The sequence below is a fragment of the Azospirillum sp. TSH20 genome (assembly GCF_003115935.1).
GTDB lineage: Bacteria > Pseudomonadota > Alphaproteobacteria > Azospirillales > Azospirillaceae > Azospirillum.
In genome coordinates this window covers 1-15,892 of record NZ_LGQU01000102.1, presented here as the reverse complement: position 1 = coordinate 15,892, position 15,892 = coordinate 1, and the positions used below count along the sequence as shown (strand labels likewise).

Below are 15,892 nucleotides of genomic sequence, written 5' to 3'. Positions count from 1 at the left end.
AACACGGATGAGCGATCCAACTCCCACCGGCCCCACTCCCGACGGCACCATCCCCCGCGCCGCCCAGCGGATGCTGACCTCCGGACGGCTGGCCCGCCGCTTCGCGATGGTGTCGCTGATGCTGGGCGTGCTGATCGCCATCCTGATCGGCGCCAGCCTGTATCTGGTGTCGAGCCGCCATCTGGCGCGCCAGCACCATGCCAATGTGGAGGCGAACGCCAGCCTCGCCGCCCGCCAGACCGAAGGACTGCTGAACACGCTGGTGATGACGGTGCGCGAACTGGCGGAAAACAGCGTGCTCGCCACCGCCCTGGTCGATTCCGCGGGGAAGGAAACTTACCTGATCCCCTTCCTGGGCAGCTTCAACCACATCGCCAGCATGCCGGTGGCGCTGGTCTTCACCGATTTCGAAGGAGAGCCGGTCGCCGACAACGGACGCCATGCCGCCCCGCTGGCCATCGCTCCCTCCGACATGGCCTGGCTGCGCGCCGCCATCGCCGCCGGAAAGCCTGCCGCCCAGGTGGTGCGGCAGGGCGATACCCAGTTCCTGCTGGCGGCGGAGATGCTGATCTATTCCCGCACCACCTCGCCGGAAGGGGCACTGCTCTACAAGGTGCCGCTCGACTCCCTGGTCCTGCATCCGGAGGCGGAGCTTCTCCACGGCAGCGGGCCGCCTCCGCCGGTGCCGGCCGACATGATGGCGGTGACGGTGCCGCTCACCGTGCCGGAACGGCTGGCGAGGCTTGGGTTGAAGCTGCGGCTGGAGGCGCCGGAAACGCCGACCACCGCGCTGCTGTCCTGGATGCTGCCCGCCTATGGGCTGGTGGCCGTGCTCGCCCTGCTGGCGATCTACATCGGCAGCCGCGCCGTCGGCAACCACATGACCCGGTCCCTGCGCGAGCTGGAACGGCTGGCCGGCGCCATCGCCACCGACGGCTTCACCGGGCAGCGCGCCCGGATCCGCGGCAATGACGAGGTTTCGGCCCTGGCGCGCGGCTTCAACGCCATGCTGGACCACATCGCGGCGATCCAGCGCGAGCGCGAGATGCGCGCGGCGGAGGAGATCACCATCCAGCGCACCCTGGCCGAGCGCGCCGAACAGGCCCGCGCCGAGGCGGAAAGCGCCCGCAACGAGGAGGAACGCTCGCGCCAGGAGGCGGTGATGGCGCTGATGGTGGCGGAGCGCGCCAACGCCGCCAAGACGCATTTCCTGGCGGCGGCAAGCCACGACCTGCGCCAGCCGGTGCAGTCGCTGGTCCTGCTGACTTCCGCCCTGGCGATCCGGCTGGGCGACCATCCGGCGGCATCGCTGGTCGGCAGCATCGAAGCGTCGATGGACGCGCTGTGCCGCCTGCTCGACGCCATCCTGGACATCTCCAAGCTGGATGCCGGCACGGTGTCCCCCAACATCCAGGCGGTGTCGCTCGGCACCATCTTCGCCCGGCTGGAGGGCGAATACCGGCTGCGCGCCGCGGAGAAGGGCGTCGCCTTCCGCAGCGTCCCCACCAACGTGACGCTGAACGCCGACCCGGCGCTGCTGGAACGGATCATCCGCAATCTGGTGGAGAACGCGCTGCGCTACACCGACCACGGCCGCATCCTGCTGGGCTGCCGCCATCGTCCGGGGGCCTTGCGCATCCAGGTCCACGACACCGGCATCGGCATCCCGCCCGAGCATCTGGAGCGGATCTTCCACGAATTCTATCAGATCTCCAACCCCACCCGCGACCGCGGCAAGGGGCTGGGGCTGGGGCTGGCCATCGTCGACCGGCTGGCGCGGCTGCTGGGCTACCGCGTGCATGTCGCGTCCCGGCCGAACAAGGGATCCTGCTTCACGCTGGATATCCCCACCTCCGCCCTGCCGGCGGTCGCGGCGGCGTCCGGGGCGCCCGATGCGGAACAGGCGCCGGAGCCCGGACGCGGCACCGCCCTGGTGATCGACGACGATCCGCTGGTGCGCGAGGGGCTGACCCTGCTGATCGAGGATTTCGGCTGGCGCGCGACCGCGGCCGACAGCGCCGCCGATGCGCTCCGCCTGCTGCGGGACCAGCCGCGCCCGCCCGATCTGGTGATCGCCGATTACCGGCTGGAAGCGGGCGCCACCGGGCTGGAGGCCCTCCGTGCGGTCGAAACCGCCCTGCGGGAGCGGGGATTCCCGGCCCCGGCCAGCGTCGTTCTGACCGGCGACACCGCCCCCGAACGCATCGCCGATGCCGAGGCCAGCGGCTACCGCATCCTGCACAAGCCGATCGCCGCCAAGGAGGTCGCGCAATTGTTGAGCGATTCCCTGACGGATCGGCCGGCCGGCCCGCGGGAGACCGGCGACCGGCGCAATTCGGCCATCCTGCAGGACTGATCGCGCCGGTCCGCCCGCACCGTTGCGTCAGCCGCGACTGTAGGGACCGGCGGCATTCACCTGCAGGGCGAGCCGCTCGATGAAGCGCACCGCCATCTCCTGACGCCGGATTGCCGGTTCCGGCATTTCCGGCCGCAGATGGGCAGCGGCGGCGTCCTCGAGCACGCCCCGCGCCTCCTCGACCGTGAGGAGGCCCTTTTCAACCATGGCAATCACCAGCGATTCACAAATCGAGAGAGCGGCCATACCCGCCGCCTCTTCCTCCGACGTCATCATGCCCCCGTTCGATCCGGTTCTCCGCCCCGCCCGGCCAAACCGCCGGTAGGTCCAATTGCATAGGGAACAACACACGGGTCGGCTGCGCGTCACAGGCCGTTCGAGAAAAATATTCAGCCGATTAACCTATGTTGTGGCTGCCTCGCCTGAAAACCCTAAACGTTCGAGACATCGCGGAACCGGTTCAACGGCGCGCCCGTTTATCGAAACGCCAATATTAGGACAAAGAAGGCAAAGAGACGACCATGACTCGCGCCCCGGCGAGCCGCGCCCTAGAGCCCACTCCATTGTGGCTCAAATTGAGCAGCTACCTCGTCCTGTCGGATGAGGAAAAGATGTACCTTGCCGAATTGGAAAGGACGACCGACCGCGTGCCGCCACGCACCGATCTTCTCCAACAGGGCGAAAGGTATCGCGACGTCCGCATCATGCGGGACGGGTGGGCGATCCGCCACAAAGCCTTGCCGGACGGACGGCGCCAGGTCGTCAATTTCGTCCTGCCCGGCGACATCATCGGCATGTACTGCACCCTGTTCGAATCGGCCGACCACAGCGTCACCACCCTGACCCCGGTCGAGGTGGCGAGCTTCCCGCCGGAGCGGATCGGCGAACTGTTCCGGTCCTTCCCGCGCCTTGCCGCCGCACTCGCCTGGTCCGGCGCGCGGGAGGAGGCCATCGTCGCCGAGCGGCTGCTCAGCCTGGGGCGCCGCACCGCGCTGGAGCGCACCGCCCATCTGATCGTCGAGCTTTTGCGCCGCCTCAGCATCGTCAACATGGTGACCAACGGGCATTTCGTGCTGCCGGTGACGCAGGAGATCCTGGCCGACGCGCTGGGTCTCAGCATCGTCCACATCAACCGCACCCTGCGGCGGCTGCGCGACAGCGGCCTGATCGAGCTGAACGGCCAGCGGATCACCGTCAACGACGTGCGCCAGCTCGCCTCCGTCGGCCAGTTCGACGAGTTGTACCTCCACCTGATCCGCGCGCCCCGCCGCCTGGAACGCGCCTTCTCCGGCACCCACCACCGCAACGGCGCCAAGATGGACAGCGAAATCCGCCCGAAGGCGTGACGAGAGTCCGATGCGGCGTGAGGTGGGGGGCCGGCGCCTTCCACCCCCCGAAATTCCCCCCGCCACCCCCTGGCCCTGCCTGCGACCACGCGCCATCATCCCCGTCGACCGACAGCCATGACCGACAGCCATTGAAAGGCCCGACGCGATGAAACAGGTGATGTTCGTGGAACTCGGCATGGGGGTGGATCTGCATGGCCAGGACGTGACCAAGGCCGCCGTCCGCGCCGTGCGCAACGCCATAGAGCGCAACTCCATGCCCGGCATGCGCAGCCTGGTCGACGGCGACACCAGCAAAATGCAGGTGCGCGTCCACCTCGCCGTGCCGGCCGATGCCGACCGGCTGGACCACGAGGCGGTGAAGGCCGTCTTCCCCTATGGCGCCGTCAGCATCCACGTCACCGCCGGCGGCATGCTGGCGCCGAGCGGCATCTTCCTGGCCGACAAGAACGACCGCAATGAGCAAATCTACGTCGTCAACGCGGCGGTGGAGGTCGGGGTCTGAACCGGCGCCGTCAGCCTCGGCTGTTGCGCATCCCGGCAACGACGCTCACGTCCGAGCGGCGGCTCAGGTCGCGGTAGGCGTCGCTCTCGGCCCCATAGGCGGCGACCCGACCGTCGCCGTCATGGTGCAGGCCCCAGCCATACTGCTTGACCAGCGGCGACGCCCGCAGGCAGGCCTGCGGCTTGCCGAAGAGCCGGGCGCGCGCCGCCTCGCGTTCTTCCGGAGGAATGCCGTTGCGGATCATGTGGACCTCCAGCAGCAGTTCGTCGCTGGTCAGGGCATAGGGCCGTTCCAAGAGCAGCGAGAGCTGCAGCGCGCCGATCGTACCGGCTTTGGACGGAACGGTGCCGGTCTTTGCCTTGCAGTCGGCCGCGGCGGTGATGAAGGTGTTGACGTAGTTCGTTGACATCCCGGCACCCCATATGCCCCCAGGCAGCCCCCCAAGCGACGGTGCTGTCGGGACACTATAGACGGTGCGGATGCCGGTTGCAGCCCTGCCGCCGCGCATCCGCGCGGGCGACGGGCCGAACCGCCGGCAGTGTGCCGCGAGCGGCCGCACCCCGTCCGGCCGTGGGTAATTTCATTCAATACCCGCCCCCGTCCGATCCACGACAGTCCCCGGCCTGACCTTCATCCAACAAAGGGAAAGCCGGACGTGACACGCTGTGCCTTCATCATCGACCGCGCGCTGCCGCCCGGGCTGATCGCCAACACCGCCGCCGCCCTGTCGATGACGCTGGGGAAGCTGCGGCCCGAACTGGTCGGCTGCGACCTTCAGGATGCCGACGGCATCGGCCATCCCGGCATCACCACCATCGTGATGCCGATCCTGGTGTCCGATGCCGAGGGCTTGCGCGCGCTGCGCCGGAGCGCGGCGGAACGGGAGGCCGACGGGCTGGGTGTGATCGGCATGACCGACGTCGCCCAGCGCGCCAAGAGCTACGACGACTATCGCCAGCGGCTCGCCGCCGCCCGGCAGGAGGAGTTGCGCTATCTCGGCCTCTGCCTGCACGGCCCGGCGGCGCTGGTGCGCTCGCTGACCGGTTCGCTGCCGCTGCTGAAGTAGGACGGCGGCGATGATGATGCTTTGCCTGTCGATGGCCGGCTTCGCGCTGGCCGCATCGATTTCCCCCGGCCCGGTCAATGTGGTGGCGCTGTCCAGCGGAGCCTCCCACGGTCTGCGCGCCACCCTGCGCCATGTCGCCGGTGCCACCCTGGGATTCGTCCTGCTGCTGGTGTTGGCCGGGCTCGGCCTGGCGGAGCTGTTGCGCGGCTGGCCCGCCGCCGCCACGCTCACCCGTTGGGCAGGCATGGTCTTCCTGCTGTGGATGGGGTGGAAATTATGGAAAAGCGACGGAGAGGTCGCCGCCGGCGAGCCGCCCCCGCCGCCCTCCTTGCTGCAAGGGGCCGCCATGCAGTGGCTGAACCCCAAGGCCTGGGTCGCGGCGCTGGCCGGGGTCGGTGCCTATGCCGGGGACGATCCTGCCCGGCTCTGGATCTTCGCCGGGCTATATTTCGTCATCTGTTATCTGTCGGTCGGCTGCTGGGCCTACGCCGGCGCCCGGTTGCGCCATCTGCTGGCGGATGGGCGGCGGATGCGGCTGTTCAACCGTGCCATGGCCGCCCTGCTCGCGGCGAGCGCCGCCCATATCGGCATCGCCGCCTGATCGCCACGCCCACCTTCGTGCCGGCCTTTCACTCCCGGCGCATGTACTGGCCGGGAGTGGCGGCGACATGACGCTTGAAGGCCCGCTGGAAATGGGCCTGATCGGCGAAGCCGGCATCCAGCGCGACCTCCACGATCGGGCGGCCGCGTTGCAACTCTTGCCGGCCGAACTGGATGCGGCGGTTGATCTGGTAGGCATGCGGGGTCAGCCCGTAGCGGGCCTTGAAGGACCGCACCAGATAGGACGGCGACAAGCCCGACACCGCGGCGATCTCGGCCAGCCGCAGCGGCTGGGTGCAATGGGCGGAGATGAAATCGGCGGCCCGGTCCAGCGCCGCATGTTCGCCGCCGGGCCGGCCCTCCCCATGCCGACCGGACGGTACACCGCCCAGAGCCTGCCTCAGCGCGACGAAGAAAGACCGGACTGCCGCCTCTTTCTCCGCGCTGTCGGCGAGCGGATCGAACAACAGGCTGAACAGCCGTCCCAGCCTGTCCGCCAGTTCCGGATCGCGGCTCAAATGCGGGGTGTGGGGCCGGAACGTCGCCTCCCCCTCCAGCGCCGCCAGCCACGCGGCATCGGCATACAGCATGCGATAGGACCAGGACTGGCCGTTCAGCGGGTTACAGACATGCGCCTCGTCCGGGTTCATCAGAACGACCGTACCGGCAGCGATCCGGTGGCATTCGGCGCCGATGCGGAAGTCGCTGACACCACCGGTCACCAACCCGATGGAAAAGGTCGGGTGGCTGTGCCAGCCATAGCGGACCTCCTGCCCGTCCTCGATGCTCCGCGCCTCAAGATGCGGAAGCGCGGGGTCCCGCCAGAAACGGTGACAACTCCTCGATGCGCGCGCCATGTCCGCCCTGTCCTGCGCCGGTGTATCCCGGAACCGATCTTATGACGGGAGGCTCACGACTGCCATCCTTCAGCCCCTCCCATCGCGCATCTTCGCCGGCGATGCGCCGAACCAGCGGCTGAAGGCGCGGCTGAAGGCGCTGACCTCCGAATAGCCGAGCAGGGCGCCGATGTCGGCGATGGGGACATGGCGCTGGCGGATGTAGACCGCCGCCAGATCGCGCCGCACCCCCTCCACCAGATCGGAGAAGCTCAGCCCCTCGTCGGCCAGCCGGCGTTGCAGGGTCCAGCGGGCGATGCCCAGCCGGTCGGCGATGTCCTCGACATAGGGCGGGCCTTCCGGCAACCGCGCCCGCACCTCCGCCTTCACGCGGTCGAGCAGCGGCGGGGTGCCGGTGCCGCGGGCGATGTCGATCAGCGTGCCGCACAGCCCGGTCAGCCGGGCCATGTCGCCGCCGGGCATGCGGCGGTCGAGATGGCGGTCGCGCAGCAGGATGGCGTTGGTGCGCTGGCCGAAATGGGCAGGCGCGTCGAACAGCGCCTGATGCTGGCGCCAGCCCTCCGGCTTGGGATGTTCGAAATGCACCTCCTCCGGCATCCAACCCGGACCGAGGCAGGCGCGCACCACATTGGCGAACATGCCCATGGTCAGTTCGGCATCCTGCCGCCGCTCGACGATGCGGCCGTCGAGGATGCGGTATTCCAGCCGCAGCAGTTCGCCCTCGCGGACGAAGCGCGTCTCGGTCGCCTGCTGGTGGAAGGGAAACAGCCGGGCCAGATGGTCCAGCGCGGCCCCCAGCGTCGGCGCGGCCAGCGCGATGGAGCCGATCAGCCCCAGCATCTCCGGCTGGAACTGGCGTCCGTAGAGCAGGCCGAAATTGTCGTTGCCGGTCTCCGCCGCCGCCACCTCCATCATCGCCACATAGGCGCGGAGGTCGAGCGCCACCGTCGGCTGGCCCAGCGCCCGCTCCTCCACGCCGGCGCGGTGGAACACCCGGTCGGGACAGCCACCCTGCGCGGCGATGAAGTTCGACACCCCGGACGCGGCGGCGGCCAGGATGTTGTGTTGCACAGAACCTGTGCGCCGGTCGCCGGATCGGTCGCCAGTCTGCCCAATAGTCGGTCGGTGCGGCGTCATGACACAGCCCCTCGCAGCCGTTTTGCCGCAGCGCAGCAAACATCGTGCCGGAGTTCAGGCTGCCAGAGACTATTCGTGTAGGAAATTGTACGATGGAGCTATGAATTGGGAGGGGCTCCGATAACGCCCCCCTCAAACCGCAGCCGTCATCCCGCCGCCACCCGAGACGTTGTTCTCCCGATGGCAGTGCCGCAGCCGGAAGGCGGTCACCAGCGCCAGCACCCCGAAGGCGATCAGGTATGCCGCGACGCCCCAGGCGAGCGCCAGCAGACCCAGCGCCGGCAGCACCCACATGCCGAGCCCGAACAGGATCGACAGCACGCCGGCCACGCCCCAGGCCCATTTCCCATGGGTGCGGTCCATCCGCCACGCCCCCATCACCTCGGCGAAGCCGGTGATGACCGACCAGGCCGCGATCAGGAACACCAGCGCGAACAGGCTGGCGGCCGGCCACAGGGCGGCGACGATGCCGGCGATCAGGCTGACCACACCCTCCAGGATGAAGGGCAGCGAGCGTTCATGATGGCGGGAGGCACGGATCCCGGCCAGGATGGCGAAGACGCCGTCGAGCAGCAGATAGGCGGCGAAGGTCAGCGCCAGCGTCGCCACCGTCACGCCCGGCATCAGCAGGGCCAGCACCCCCAGCAGGATCGCCGCCGCTCCGCGCAGGGCCAGAGCCCACCAGTTGCGCGCCAGCGCCCTGTTCATGCCGTGCAGACGGCCCCCCAGCTCGACTTCCGAGCGGCCGGTTCCAGTCTGTTGTGCCTGATCGGTGGACATGGAACGCCTCCTGTTGCCGGTCCCGCGACATGACAACAGGAGGCGAAGGGCTTAGTTGCCCGGTCTTTATTTCTCGGTCGCGCTTCGGGGCCGATCAGTTGTTGCGGCCGAAATCCGATCCGCGTTGCGGCTCCTTGAAATAGAACATGTCGCGGTCGAAGGTGACGTCGGTGCGCGGGTTCAGCAGCGCCACCTCGGTGGTCATGCCCTGGGCGTCCAGCACCCGCCATTTGCGCAGCTGGAAGGGGTGATCCTCGAACACGAGGGTCAGGGTGCCCTTGCCGGGGTCCTTGGTCTCCAGCAGGCTGACCTCGATCACGCCGGGGGCCTGGAACACCTCGGTGACGGTGACGTCGCCCGCCAGGCGGATGTTCTTGCGCAGGATGAAGTCGGCAAGCGTCGAGCCGATGGGGGCGCTCGACTGCTGGCGCATCTCGCCGTCCCAATAGAAGACGAAGCTGCCGTCGGCGACGATGAAGTCCTTCAGCGGCCGGTCATATTCCAGCCGCATCCGTCCCGGCCGCCACAGATAGAAGGTGCCGGTCGCCTGCCGCCCGTTGGGCGCCACCTGCAGGAACTTCGACTGCAGGGTGGTGATGCCGTTCAGATACTCCTCCACCTTGGCGACGACCGCCTGATCCTGCGCCGACAGCGAGACCGGGGTGGCCGGCGCGGCAGCGGCGGGCGAGGCGAACAGGGCCGGCAGCGGAGCCAGAAGGGCGGCGGAGAGCAGGGCGCCGGTCAGCAGAGAGCGGGAAAGGCGGCGAAGCACGATCTTCATCCTTGGTCGGAGTGGCCCGGGATCCCTTAACCGGGCGGTATGGCGGACATAAGGCGTCCACCCCCCGCTGCCAAGGAGCACCAATGGCGGGACCACCGAAGTCGGGTCAGGAGGGCAGCGTCACAGCGGCTGCCCGCGGATCATCCGCGGCAGGTCGCCGACCACGCCCATCGCGTGCTTCATGAAGAAGCGCTTGACCGGCGGCAGCCGGTTGATCACCGCCATGCCGAGGTCGCGCGCCAGCTTCACCGGCGGGATGTTGTTGGAGAACAGATGGACCAGCCCGTCGCACACCGCCGCCAGCAGCACGGTGTCGAAGCGGCGCCAGCGCTGGAAGCGGGCCAGCACCTCCGGCCCGCCGACGTCGAGGCCGAGGCGATAGGCGTCGACCACCACCTCCGCCAGCGCGGCGACGTCGCGCATGCCGAGATTCAGCCCCTGCCCGGCGATCGGGTGGATGGCGTGCGCCGCCTCCCCCACCAGCGCCAGCCGGTCGGCGATGAAGCGGTCGGCCAGCAGAACCGACAGCGGCCACGCCTCGCGCTTGGTCAGCAGCGTGATCTCGCCGAGATAGCCGCCGGAGCGGCGCTGCAGCTCGTCGACGAACTGGTCGTCGGGCAGCTTCAAATAGGTGTCGACCAGCGAGGTCTTCTCGCTCCACACGATGGAACAGCGGTTGTCCGTCATCGGCAGGACGGCGAAGGGGCCGTTGGGCAGGAAATGCTCCACCGCAACGCCCTTGTTCGGCTCGGTGTGGCGGATGGTGCAGATGATGGCGCTCTGGTCGTAGGACCAGCGCCGCACCTTGATCCCCGCGCTATCGCGCGCCATCGACCGCCGCCCGTCGGCGCCGACCAGCAGCCGGCCGCGCACCGTCCGCCCGTCGGCCAGACGCACCATCACGCCCGACCGCGTCCGCTCCACCGTCACCGCCTTGGCCGGCGCCAGATGGATCAGTCCCGGCAGCTCGGCGGCGCGGGTGAACAGGGCGCGGCGGATGTCCTTGTTGTCCAGGATCCAGCCGAAGGGCTGGTGCTTGCCCTCCATCGCAAGTTCGGTGTGGTCGTAATGGATGAACAGGGGCGAGAACTGGTCGGCGATGCGGATGTCCAGCATCGGACCGGCCTGATCGGCCATGTGATGCCACACCCCCGCCGCCTCCAGCACCATCTTGGAGGCATAGGAGATCGCGGTGGTGCGGATGTCGAAATCGCCGCCGCCCATGCGTTCGGGGCTGTCCTGGTCGATGCAGACCACCGGCACGCCGGCGCTGGCCAGCGCCGCCGCCATGGTCAGCCCGGCCAGACCGCCGCCCAGCACCACGACCTCCGTGGTGATGTCGCCGCCCTGCGGCGGGACGGTCGCGTTGCCCGATTCGGTGCCCGGTACGGCCATGATGCTCGCTGCCCTCTCGCCTTCGATGCCTGTGGCGCGGTCGTCCGCCGGGCTTGAGCCTTGTGCCCAAGCCTTGCCGGCGCCGCCACGCGACCAAACAATTGTCGCACGGGCGCGTCCTGTCCAGTGTCCTGACCCCGGCCGGTCGCGGCCGGCCACCGGACAGATTGTCGCTGAATGTTTTTTAGGCAGATGCCGCCCTTTTGGGCGCCCATTCGACAGGCATATTCCCATCCTTTCAGCGCATTTCAACCGGCACGATTCTTGTAATCGTTGATTTTTGCGGTCGACGCGAACAGGCTTGGGCCATCGGCGGAAGGACGGTACGGTGACAGGCCGGACTGGAACCGCAACGGGGCGGCCACAGCCTTACACGCGGCCGGAACAACGCTTTAAGGGGAAGCCACATGAAACTGGTTATGGCCATCATCAAGCCGTTCAAGCTCGACGAAGTGCGCGAGGCGCTGACGTCGCTCGGGATCCAGGGCCTGACCGTCAGCGAGGTCAAGGGCTTCGGCCGCCAGAAGGGCCAGACGGAAATCTACCGCGGCGCCGAATATTCCGTGAGCTTCCTGCCAAAGGTGAAGGTCGAGGTCGCCGTGTCCGACGACCAGTACGAGCAGGTGGTGGAGGCGATCCAGAAGGCCGCCAACACCGGCCGCATCGGCGACGGCAAGATCTTCGTGCTGGAGATCGCCCAGGCCGTGCGCATCCGCACCGGCGAGACCAACTCCGAGGCGCTGTAAGGCTTCCGGCCAACAGGGTCCGCTCCTTCCGGCGGGAACGGACCCGGCGGGCGCGCCTTCACGCGCCTGCCCGCCTGTTCAGCCGGAAAACGCCCCCTCCGCCAGAGCGCGGGCATAATCGCGCAGCTCCACCGGCCAGTCCGCCGTCAGCGCGTCGAACCGCTCCCGGTCTGCGGCATAGAGCGCCCGAACCGCCTCCTCATAGCCCGACCGGTCACCGGCCAGTTCCAACATGAAGCGATAAGCGGCCTCCTGCGCCCGGCGCACGCGGTCTTTTGCTTCGCTCCCCTTGCGCGCCTCGTCGACCAGCTTGCGCAACGCCACCGACGCTCCGCCCGGCTGGGCGTTCAGCCATTCCCAATGGCGCGGCAGCAGCGTGACCTCCCGCGCCACCACCCCCAGCTTCGGCCGACCGGGGCCACGCGGCGGCGGTGCAAGACGCCATGCGACCTCCTCGTCGCTTCCCCGCAGATCGAGGTCGACCCTCTTACCGGTGGCATCCTCGAACACCAGCACCGGCGGTCCATCCGGCTCCGCCTCCAGCGCCGCCCGCAACGCCCGCGCAACGCTCAGCGCATCCCCGGCGGCAAGCCGGCGCTCGCCCCGGAAGGCGGTGCAGAGGGTTTCGGCGGTGACGGCCATGGTCGGAACTCCGGTTGTAAGGCGCCTATTTTACCCGGGCAAAAACTGGGCGTCAATATCGCCCGGATGAAATAAGGGAGCGACCCGTAAGTACACGTATCTCCTTACCCCTGTGACCGTTCGGCCACCCGCCGCGCCCAAAGGTTCTGGGCGCTTGTGCCCCCCGTGCCCCGCCGATAGGATCGGCCCTTCACGAGACGTGGCCGCCTCCCCGCGCCGGGGTGCGGCATCCGGGGTGCGAAGAGGGTTGCGGTCGTCATGGTCCTCACCGATTTCAGCGTCAACAGCGGTGCCGTCTTTACCGAGGCGATCGGCAACGACCGGCTCGACCTGCTGACCGACTATCCGTTCACCCGGCTGGCCAACCTGCTGGCGCCGATCACCCCGCGCGCCAACGTCTCCCCCATCCTGCTGACGGTGGGGGAGCCGCAGCACACCCCGCCCGCCATCATCGAGGAGACGTTGCGCGCAACGGCGTCCGGCTGGAACAAATATCCGCCGGTCGGCGGCACGCCGGAGTTCCGCGCCGCGGTCGGCGACTGGCTGACCCGCCGTTACGACCTGCCGGCCGGGCTGCTGCACGCCGACAGCTCCGTCCTGCCGCTGTCCGGCACGCGGGAGGCGCTGTTCATGCTGGCGCTGCTGGCGGTGCCGACGCAGAAGGCCGGGCGGCAGCCGGCGGTGCTGATGCCGAACCCCTTCTACGCGCCCTATGAAGGGGCGGCGGTGATGGCGGGGGCGGAGCCGGTGTTCCTGTCGGCGACGCGCGAAACCGGCTTCCTGCCCGACCTCGACGCCCTGACGCCGGAGCTGCTGGAGCGCACCGCCCTCTTCTATCTCTGCACCCCCGCCAACCCGCAGGGCGCGGCGGCGACGCCGGCCTATCTCGCCAAGGCCATCGGTCTGGCGCGGCAGTACGGCTTCGTGCTGGCGGTCGACGAATGCTATGCCGAGATCTGGCTGGACTCCCCGCCGGTCGGCGCGCTCCAAGTCGCCGCCTCCCTGCCCTACGCGGACGGCAAGCCCTGGGCCAACCTGCTGGTCTTCCACTCCCTTTCCAAGCGGTCGAGCGCCGCCGGCCTGCGTTCCGGCTTCGTCGCCGGCGACCCGGCGCTGATCGGCCGCTTCTCCCGCCTGCGCAGCTACGGCTGTGCCGGCATGCCGCTGCCGATCCTGGCCGCCAGCACTGCGCTGTGGCGCGACGAGGCGCATGTGGAGGAGAACCGCGCCGCCTACCGCGCCAAGTTCGCGGCCGCGGAGGCGGAGCTGGGCGGCCGCTACGGCTATTACCGGCCGGCCGGCGGCTTCTTCCTGTGGCTGGAAGTCGGCAACGGCGAGGAGGCCGCGAAGCGGCTTTGGGCGGAGGGCGCAGTCCGCGTCCTGCCCGGCGCCTATCTGTCGCGCAACAACCCCGGCGAGCCGAACCCCGGCGACGCCTTCATCCGCGTCGCCCTGGTGCAAGACACCGACACCGTCGCCCAGGCCTGCGCGTCCATCGTCCGCATTCTCGGCTGACCGGCTCCGGCCAGCCCCTTTTATCTTCGGTTTCTACAGCACGAGGTTCCCGCCCCATGGCCCGACCCGCCGGCCCCTCCTCCGCGCGCCCCCGGCCCAGCCTGGGACGGCCCGCCGCCAGCCCGCGCAAGGGAGCGCCTCGCGACGGCATGAAGGAACCGGGCAAGGACCGCATCCGCGCCGGCCGCGGCCGGCAGGAGAAGCCACCCTTCTTCTCGCCCGCCATGCGCGCCTTCGTCGTTGCCCGCGCGCGCGAGGCGATGGGATTCGTGCTGGGCCTGTTCGGCCTGCTGCTGATGGTGCTGCTGGGCAGCTACGACCCGCATGATCCGTCGCTGAACTCGGTCCCCGCCAATGTGGAAAGCGCGCGCAACCTGTTCGGCACGCCCGGCGCCTATGCCGCCGACCTGCTGATCCAGTCGCTGGGCTGGGCCGCCTTCGTCATCGCGCTGGTGCCGATGTTCTGGGGCTGGCGGCTGGGTGCTCAGCGCAAGCTCGGCAACCCGCTGTTCCGCACCGTGCTGGCTCTGTGGGGTGTGTTCCTGGTGTCGATGGCGCTGGCCGGCCTGACCGACGCCTCCACCGATCCGCTCGCCCCGCTTCCCGGCGGCAGCGTCGGTCAAGTGCTGCTGCGCGGCGTCGGCAACCTGTTCGGGGCTGAGCCGATGGTGGCGACCGCCGCCGCGGTCGGCGGCGGGCTGGTGCTGTTCCTGGCCGCCGGGCTGACCATCGGCGAATGGATCGCCAGCGTCCGCTCGCTCGGCCGCGGCACGGTGAACGGCCTGCGCATGATCCGCCAGGGCGCCCGCAACGGCGTCGATGTCCTGCGCCGCCATGGCCGCAGTGCTGCCAAGGCCGCCTCGGTCGCGGTGGACGACGCGCTGCGCGGCGACGATGCGGCCAAACGCAATCGCCCGCGCTTCGATGAGGCCGTTCAGGTGACCCCGCTGCCCCCGGCTGGTCTTGACGCCGGTCCGGTTCCCCTGTCCGCCGGCCCGGCTGCGGCTCCGAACCCGGCCGACAAGCCGGTCCGCGCCGTCCCGGTCATCGCGCCGCCGAAATCCGCCGCATCGGAGCGCGAAGCCACAAAGTCCGACCCTCGCCAGAGCCGCCTGCCGCTGGGCGAGGAGGACGGTCCGCCGGGATACGAGCTGCCGCCGCTCGACCTGCTGCAGATGCCGCCCACCGGCATCCGCGGCGAACAGCTGGACGAGGCGGCGCTTCAGCGCAATGCCGGCCAGCTGGAAGGCGTGCTGGGCGATTTCGGTGTGCGCGGCGAGATCCAGAAGGTGCATCCCGGCCCGGTCGTCACCTTGTACGAGCTGGAACCCGCCCCCGGCACCAAATCCTCGCGCGTCATCGGCCTTGCCGACGACATCGCCCGCTCGATGAGCGCGGTGTCGGTCCGCGTCGCCGTGGTTCCCGGCCGCAACGTCATCGGCGTCGAGCTGCCCAACGCCAAGCGCGAGACCGTGCTGCTGCGCGAGCTGATGGCGGCGGAAGGCTTCGACAAGCATGGCGGCAAGCTGGCGCTGGCGCTCGGCAAGGACATCGGCGGACAGCCGGTGGTCGCCGACCTCGCCCGCTTCCCCCATCTGCTGGTCGCCGGCACCACCGGATCGGGCAAGTCGGTGGCGATCAACACCATGATCCTGTCGCTTCTCTACCGGCTGCCGCCGGAGCGCTGCCGCTTCATCATGATCGACCCGAAGATGCTGGAACTGTCGGTCTATGAGGGCATCCCCCATCTGCTGACGCCCGTCGTCACCGATCCCAAGAAGGCGGTGGTGGCGCTGAAATGGACGGTGCGGGAGATGGAGGACCGCTACCGCAACATGTCCAAGCTGGGCGTCCGCAACATCGAGGGCTATAACGCCCGCCTGCGCGAGGCGCGCGAGGGCGGCGAGTCGCTGACCCGCCGCGTCCAGACCGGCTTCGACCCCGACACCGGCAAGCCGCTGTTCGAGGAACAGCCGCTCGACCTCACCGAACTGCCCTACATCGTCGTGATCGTCGACGAGATGGCCGACCTGATGCTGGTTGCCGGCAAGGACATCGAGGCGGCGATCCAGCGTCTGGCCCAGATGGCGCGCGCCGCCGGCATCCACCTGATCATGGCGACGCAGCGTCCCTCGGTCGACGTCATCACCGGCACCATCAAGGCCA

16 protein-coding genes are annotated in these 15,892 nt (G+C 69.2%); 8 read left to right on the top strand and 8 right to left on the bottom strand.

What is annotated here, in order from left to right; translation table 11 throughout:
• Positions 1-7 precede the first annotated feature (7 nt).
• The gene (locus TSH20_RS24965; RefSeq protein ID WP_109157153.1) at positions 8-2,356 is read left to right on the top strand and encodes an ATP-binding protein; all 2,349 of its coding nucleotides are present in this window, start codon (positions 8-10) and stop codon (positions 2,354-2,356) included.
• A gap of 27 nt (positions 2,357-2,383) precedes the next feature.
• Here TSH20_RS24965 and TSH20_RS24960 read toward each other — a convergent pair whose 3' ends face one another.
• Positions 2,384-2,632, bottom strand: coding sequence for a hypothetical protein (locus TSH20_RS24960; RefSeq protein WP_247871582.1), 249 nt, complete (start codon positions 2,630-2,632; stop codon positions 2,384-2,386).
• A gap of 299 nt (positions 2,633-2,931) precedes the next feature.
• Here TSH20_RS24960 and TSH20_RS24955 point away from each other — a divergent pair, with 299 nt between their 5' ends.
• Together TSH20_RS24955 and TSH20_RS24950 are read left to right on the top strand one after the other, a co-directional pair.
• Positions 2,932-3,702, top strand: coding sequence for a Crp/Fnr family transcriptional regulator (locus TSH20_RS24955; protein WP_158282055.1), 771 nt, complete (start codon positions 2,932-2,934; stop codon positions 3,700-3,702).
• A 148-nt stretch (positions 3,703-3,850) separates the two neighbouring features.
• Positions 3,851-4,207 carry a Lin0512 family protein gene (locus TSH20_RS24950; RefSeq protein WP_109157150.1) on the top strand — a complete coding sequence of 119 codons (357 nt, stop codon included), beginning with the start codon at positions 3,851-3,853 and terminating at the stop codon, positions 4,205-4,207.
• A gap of 10 nt (positions 4,208-4,217) precedes the next feature.
• Here TSH20_RS24950 and TSH20_RS24945 read toward each other — a convergent pair whose 3' ends face one another.
• Entirely contained in the window at positions 4,218-4,616 is a 399-nt protein-coding gene (locus tag TSH20_RS24945) for a DUF6157 family protein (RefSeq protein ID WP_109157149.1), read from the bottom strand.
• A 246-nt stretch (positions 4,617-4,862) separates the two neighbouring features.
• On the opposite strand from TSH20_RS24945, the gene TSH20_RS24940 reads away from it, so the two are divergent.
• The gene (locus TSH20_RS24940; RefSeq protein ID WP_109157148.1) at positions 4,863-5,273 is read left to right on the top strand and encodes a DUF2000 domain-containing protein; all 411 of its coding nucleotides are present in this window, start codon (positions 4,863-4,865) and stop codon (positions 5,271-5,273) included.
• A gap of 10 nt (positions 5,274-5,283) precedes the next feature.
• Positions 5,284-5,874 carry a LysE family translocator gene (locus tag TSH20_RS24935; protein ID WP_199232098.1) on the top strand — a complete coding sequence of 197 codons (591 nt, stop codon included), beginning with the start codon at positions 5,284-5,286 and terminating at the stop codon, positions 5,872-5,874.
• 28 nt (positions 5,875-5,902) lie between these two features.
• Here TSH20_RS24935 and TSH20_RS24930 read toward each other — a convergent pair whose 3' ends face one another.
• The 5 genes from TSH20_RS24930 to TSH20_RS24910 all read right to left on the bottom strand — a co-directional run bounded on the left by TSH20_RS24930 (position 5,903) and on the right by TSH20_RS24910 (position 10,823).
• Positions 5,903-6,730, bottom strand: a complete 828-nt coding sequence (locus tag TSH20_RS24930) for an AraC family transcriptional regulator (RefSeq protein ID WP_109157147.1) — start codon at positions 6,728-6,730, stop codon at positions 5,903-5,905.
• A 69-nt stretch (positions 6,731-6,799) separates the two neighbouring features.
• Complete coding sequence (locus tag TSH20_RS24925) at positions 6,800-7,801, bottom strand: AraC family transcriptional regulator (protein WP_109157146.1); 1,002 nt, start codon at positions 7,799-7,801, stop codon at positions 6,800-6,802.
• A 198-nt stretch (positions 7,802-7,999) separates the two neighbouring features.
• Positions 8,000-8,647, bottom strand: a complete 648-nt coding sequence (locus tag TSH20_RS24920) for an HdeD family acid-resistance protein (protein WP_109157145.1) — start codon at positions 8,645-8,647, stop codon at positions 8,000-8,002.
• Positions 8,648-8,741: 94 nt separating this feature from the next.
• A complete protein-coding gene (locus TSH20_RS24915; protein ID WP_109157144.1) occupies positions 8,742-9,428 on the bottom strand; it encodes an outer membrane lipoprotein carrier protein LolA in 687 nt (228 codons plus the stop codon).
• 120 nt (positions 9,429-9,548) lie between these two features.
• Positions 9,549-10,823 (bottom strand): UbiH/UbiF/VisC/COQ6 family ubiquinone biosynthesis hydroxylase, encoded by a 1,275-nt coding sequence (locus tag TSH20_RS24910; RefSeq protein ID WP_109157143.1) that lies wholly within the window; start codon positions 10,821-10,823, stop codon positions 9,549-9,551.
• 407 nt (positions 10,824-11,230) lie between these two features.
• On the opposite strand from TSH20_RS24910, the gene glnK reads away from it, so the two are divergent.
• Positions 11,231-11,569 (top strand): P-II family nitrogen regulator, encoded by a 339-nt coding sequence (gene glnK / locus TSH20_RS24905; protein ID WP_014189833.1) that lies wholly within the window; start codon positions 11,231-11,233, stop codon positions 11,567-11,569.
• Between the two features lie 78 nt (positions 11,570-11,647).
• On the opposite strand, the gene TSH20_RS24900 is transcribed toward glnK, so the two are convergent.
• The gene (locus TSH20_RS24900) at positions 11,648-12,211 is read right to left on the bottom strand and encodes a DUF2239 family protein (protein WP_109157142.1); all 564 of its coding nucleotides are present in this window, start codon (positions 12,209-12,211) and stop codon (positions 11,648-11,650) included.
• Between the two features lie 258 nt (positions 12,212-12,469).
• On the opposite strand from TSH20_RS24900, the gene TSH20_RS24895 reads away from it, so the two are divergent.
• Together TSH20_RS24895 and TSH20_RS24890 are read left to right on the top strand one after the other, a co-directional pair.
• On the top strand, positions 12,470-13,726 hold the full coding sequence (locus TSH20_RS24895) for an aminotransferase class I/II-fold pyridoxal phosphate-dependent enzyme (protein WP_109157141.1): 1,257 nt from the start codon (positions 12,470-12,472) through the stop codon (positions 13,724-13,726).
• Positions 13,727-13,950: 224 nt separating this feature from the next.
• Positions 13,951-15,892 (top strand): DNA translocase FtsK (locus tag TSH20_RS24890; protein WP_109492998.1); only part of this gene is annotated, 1,942 nt, incomplete at its 3' end.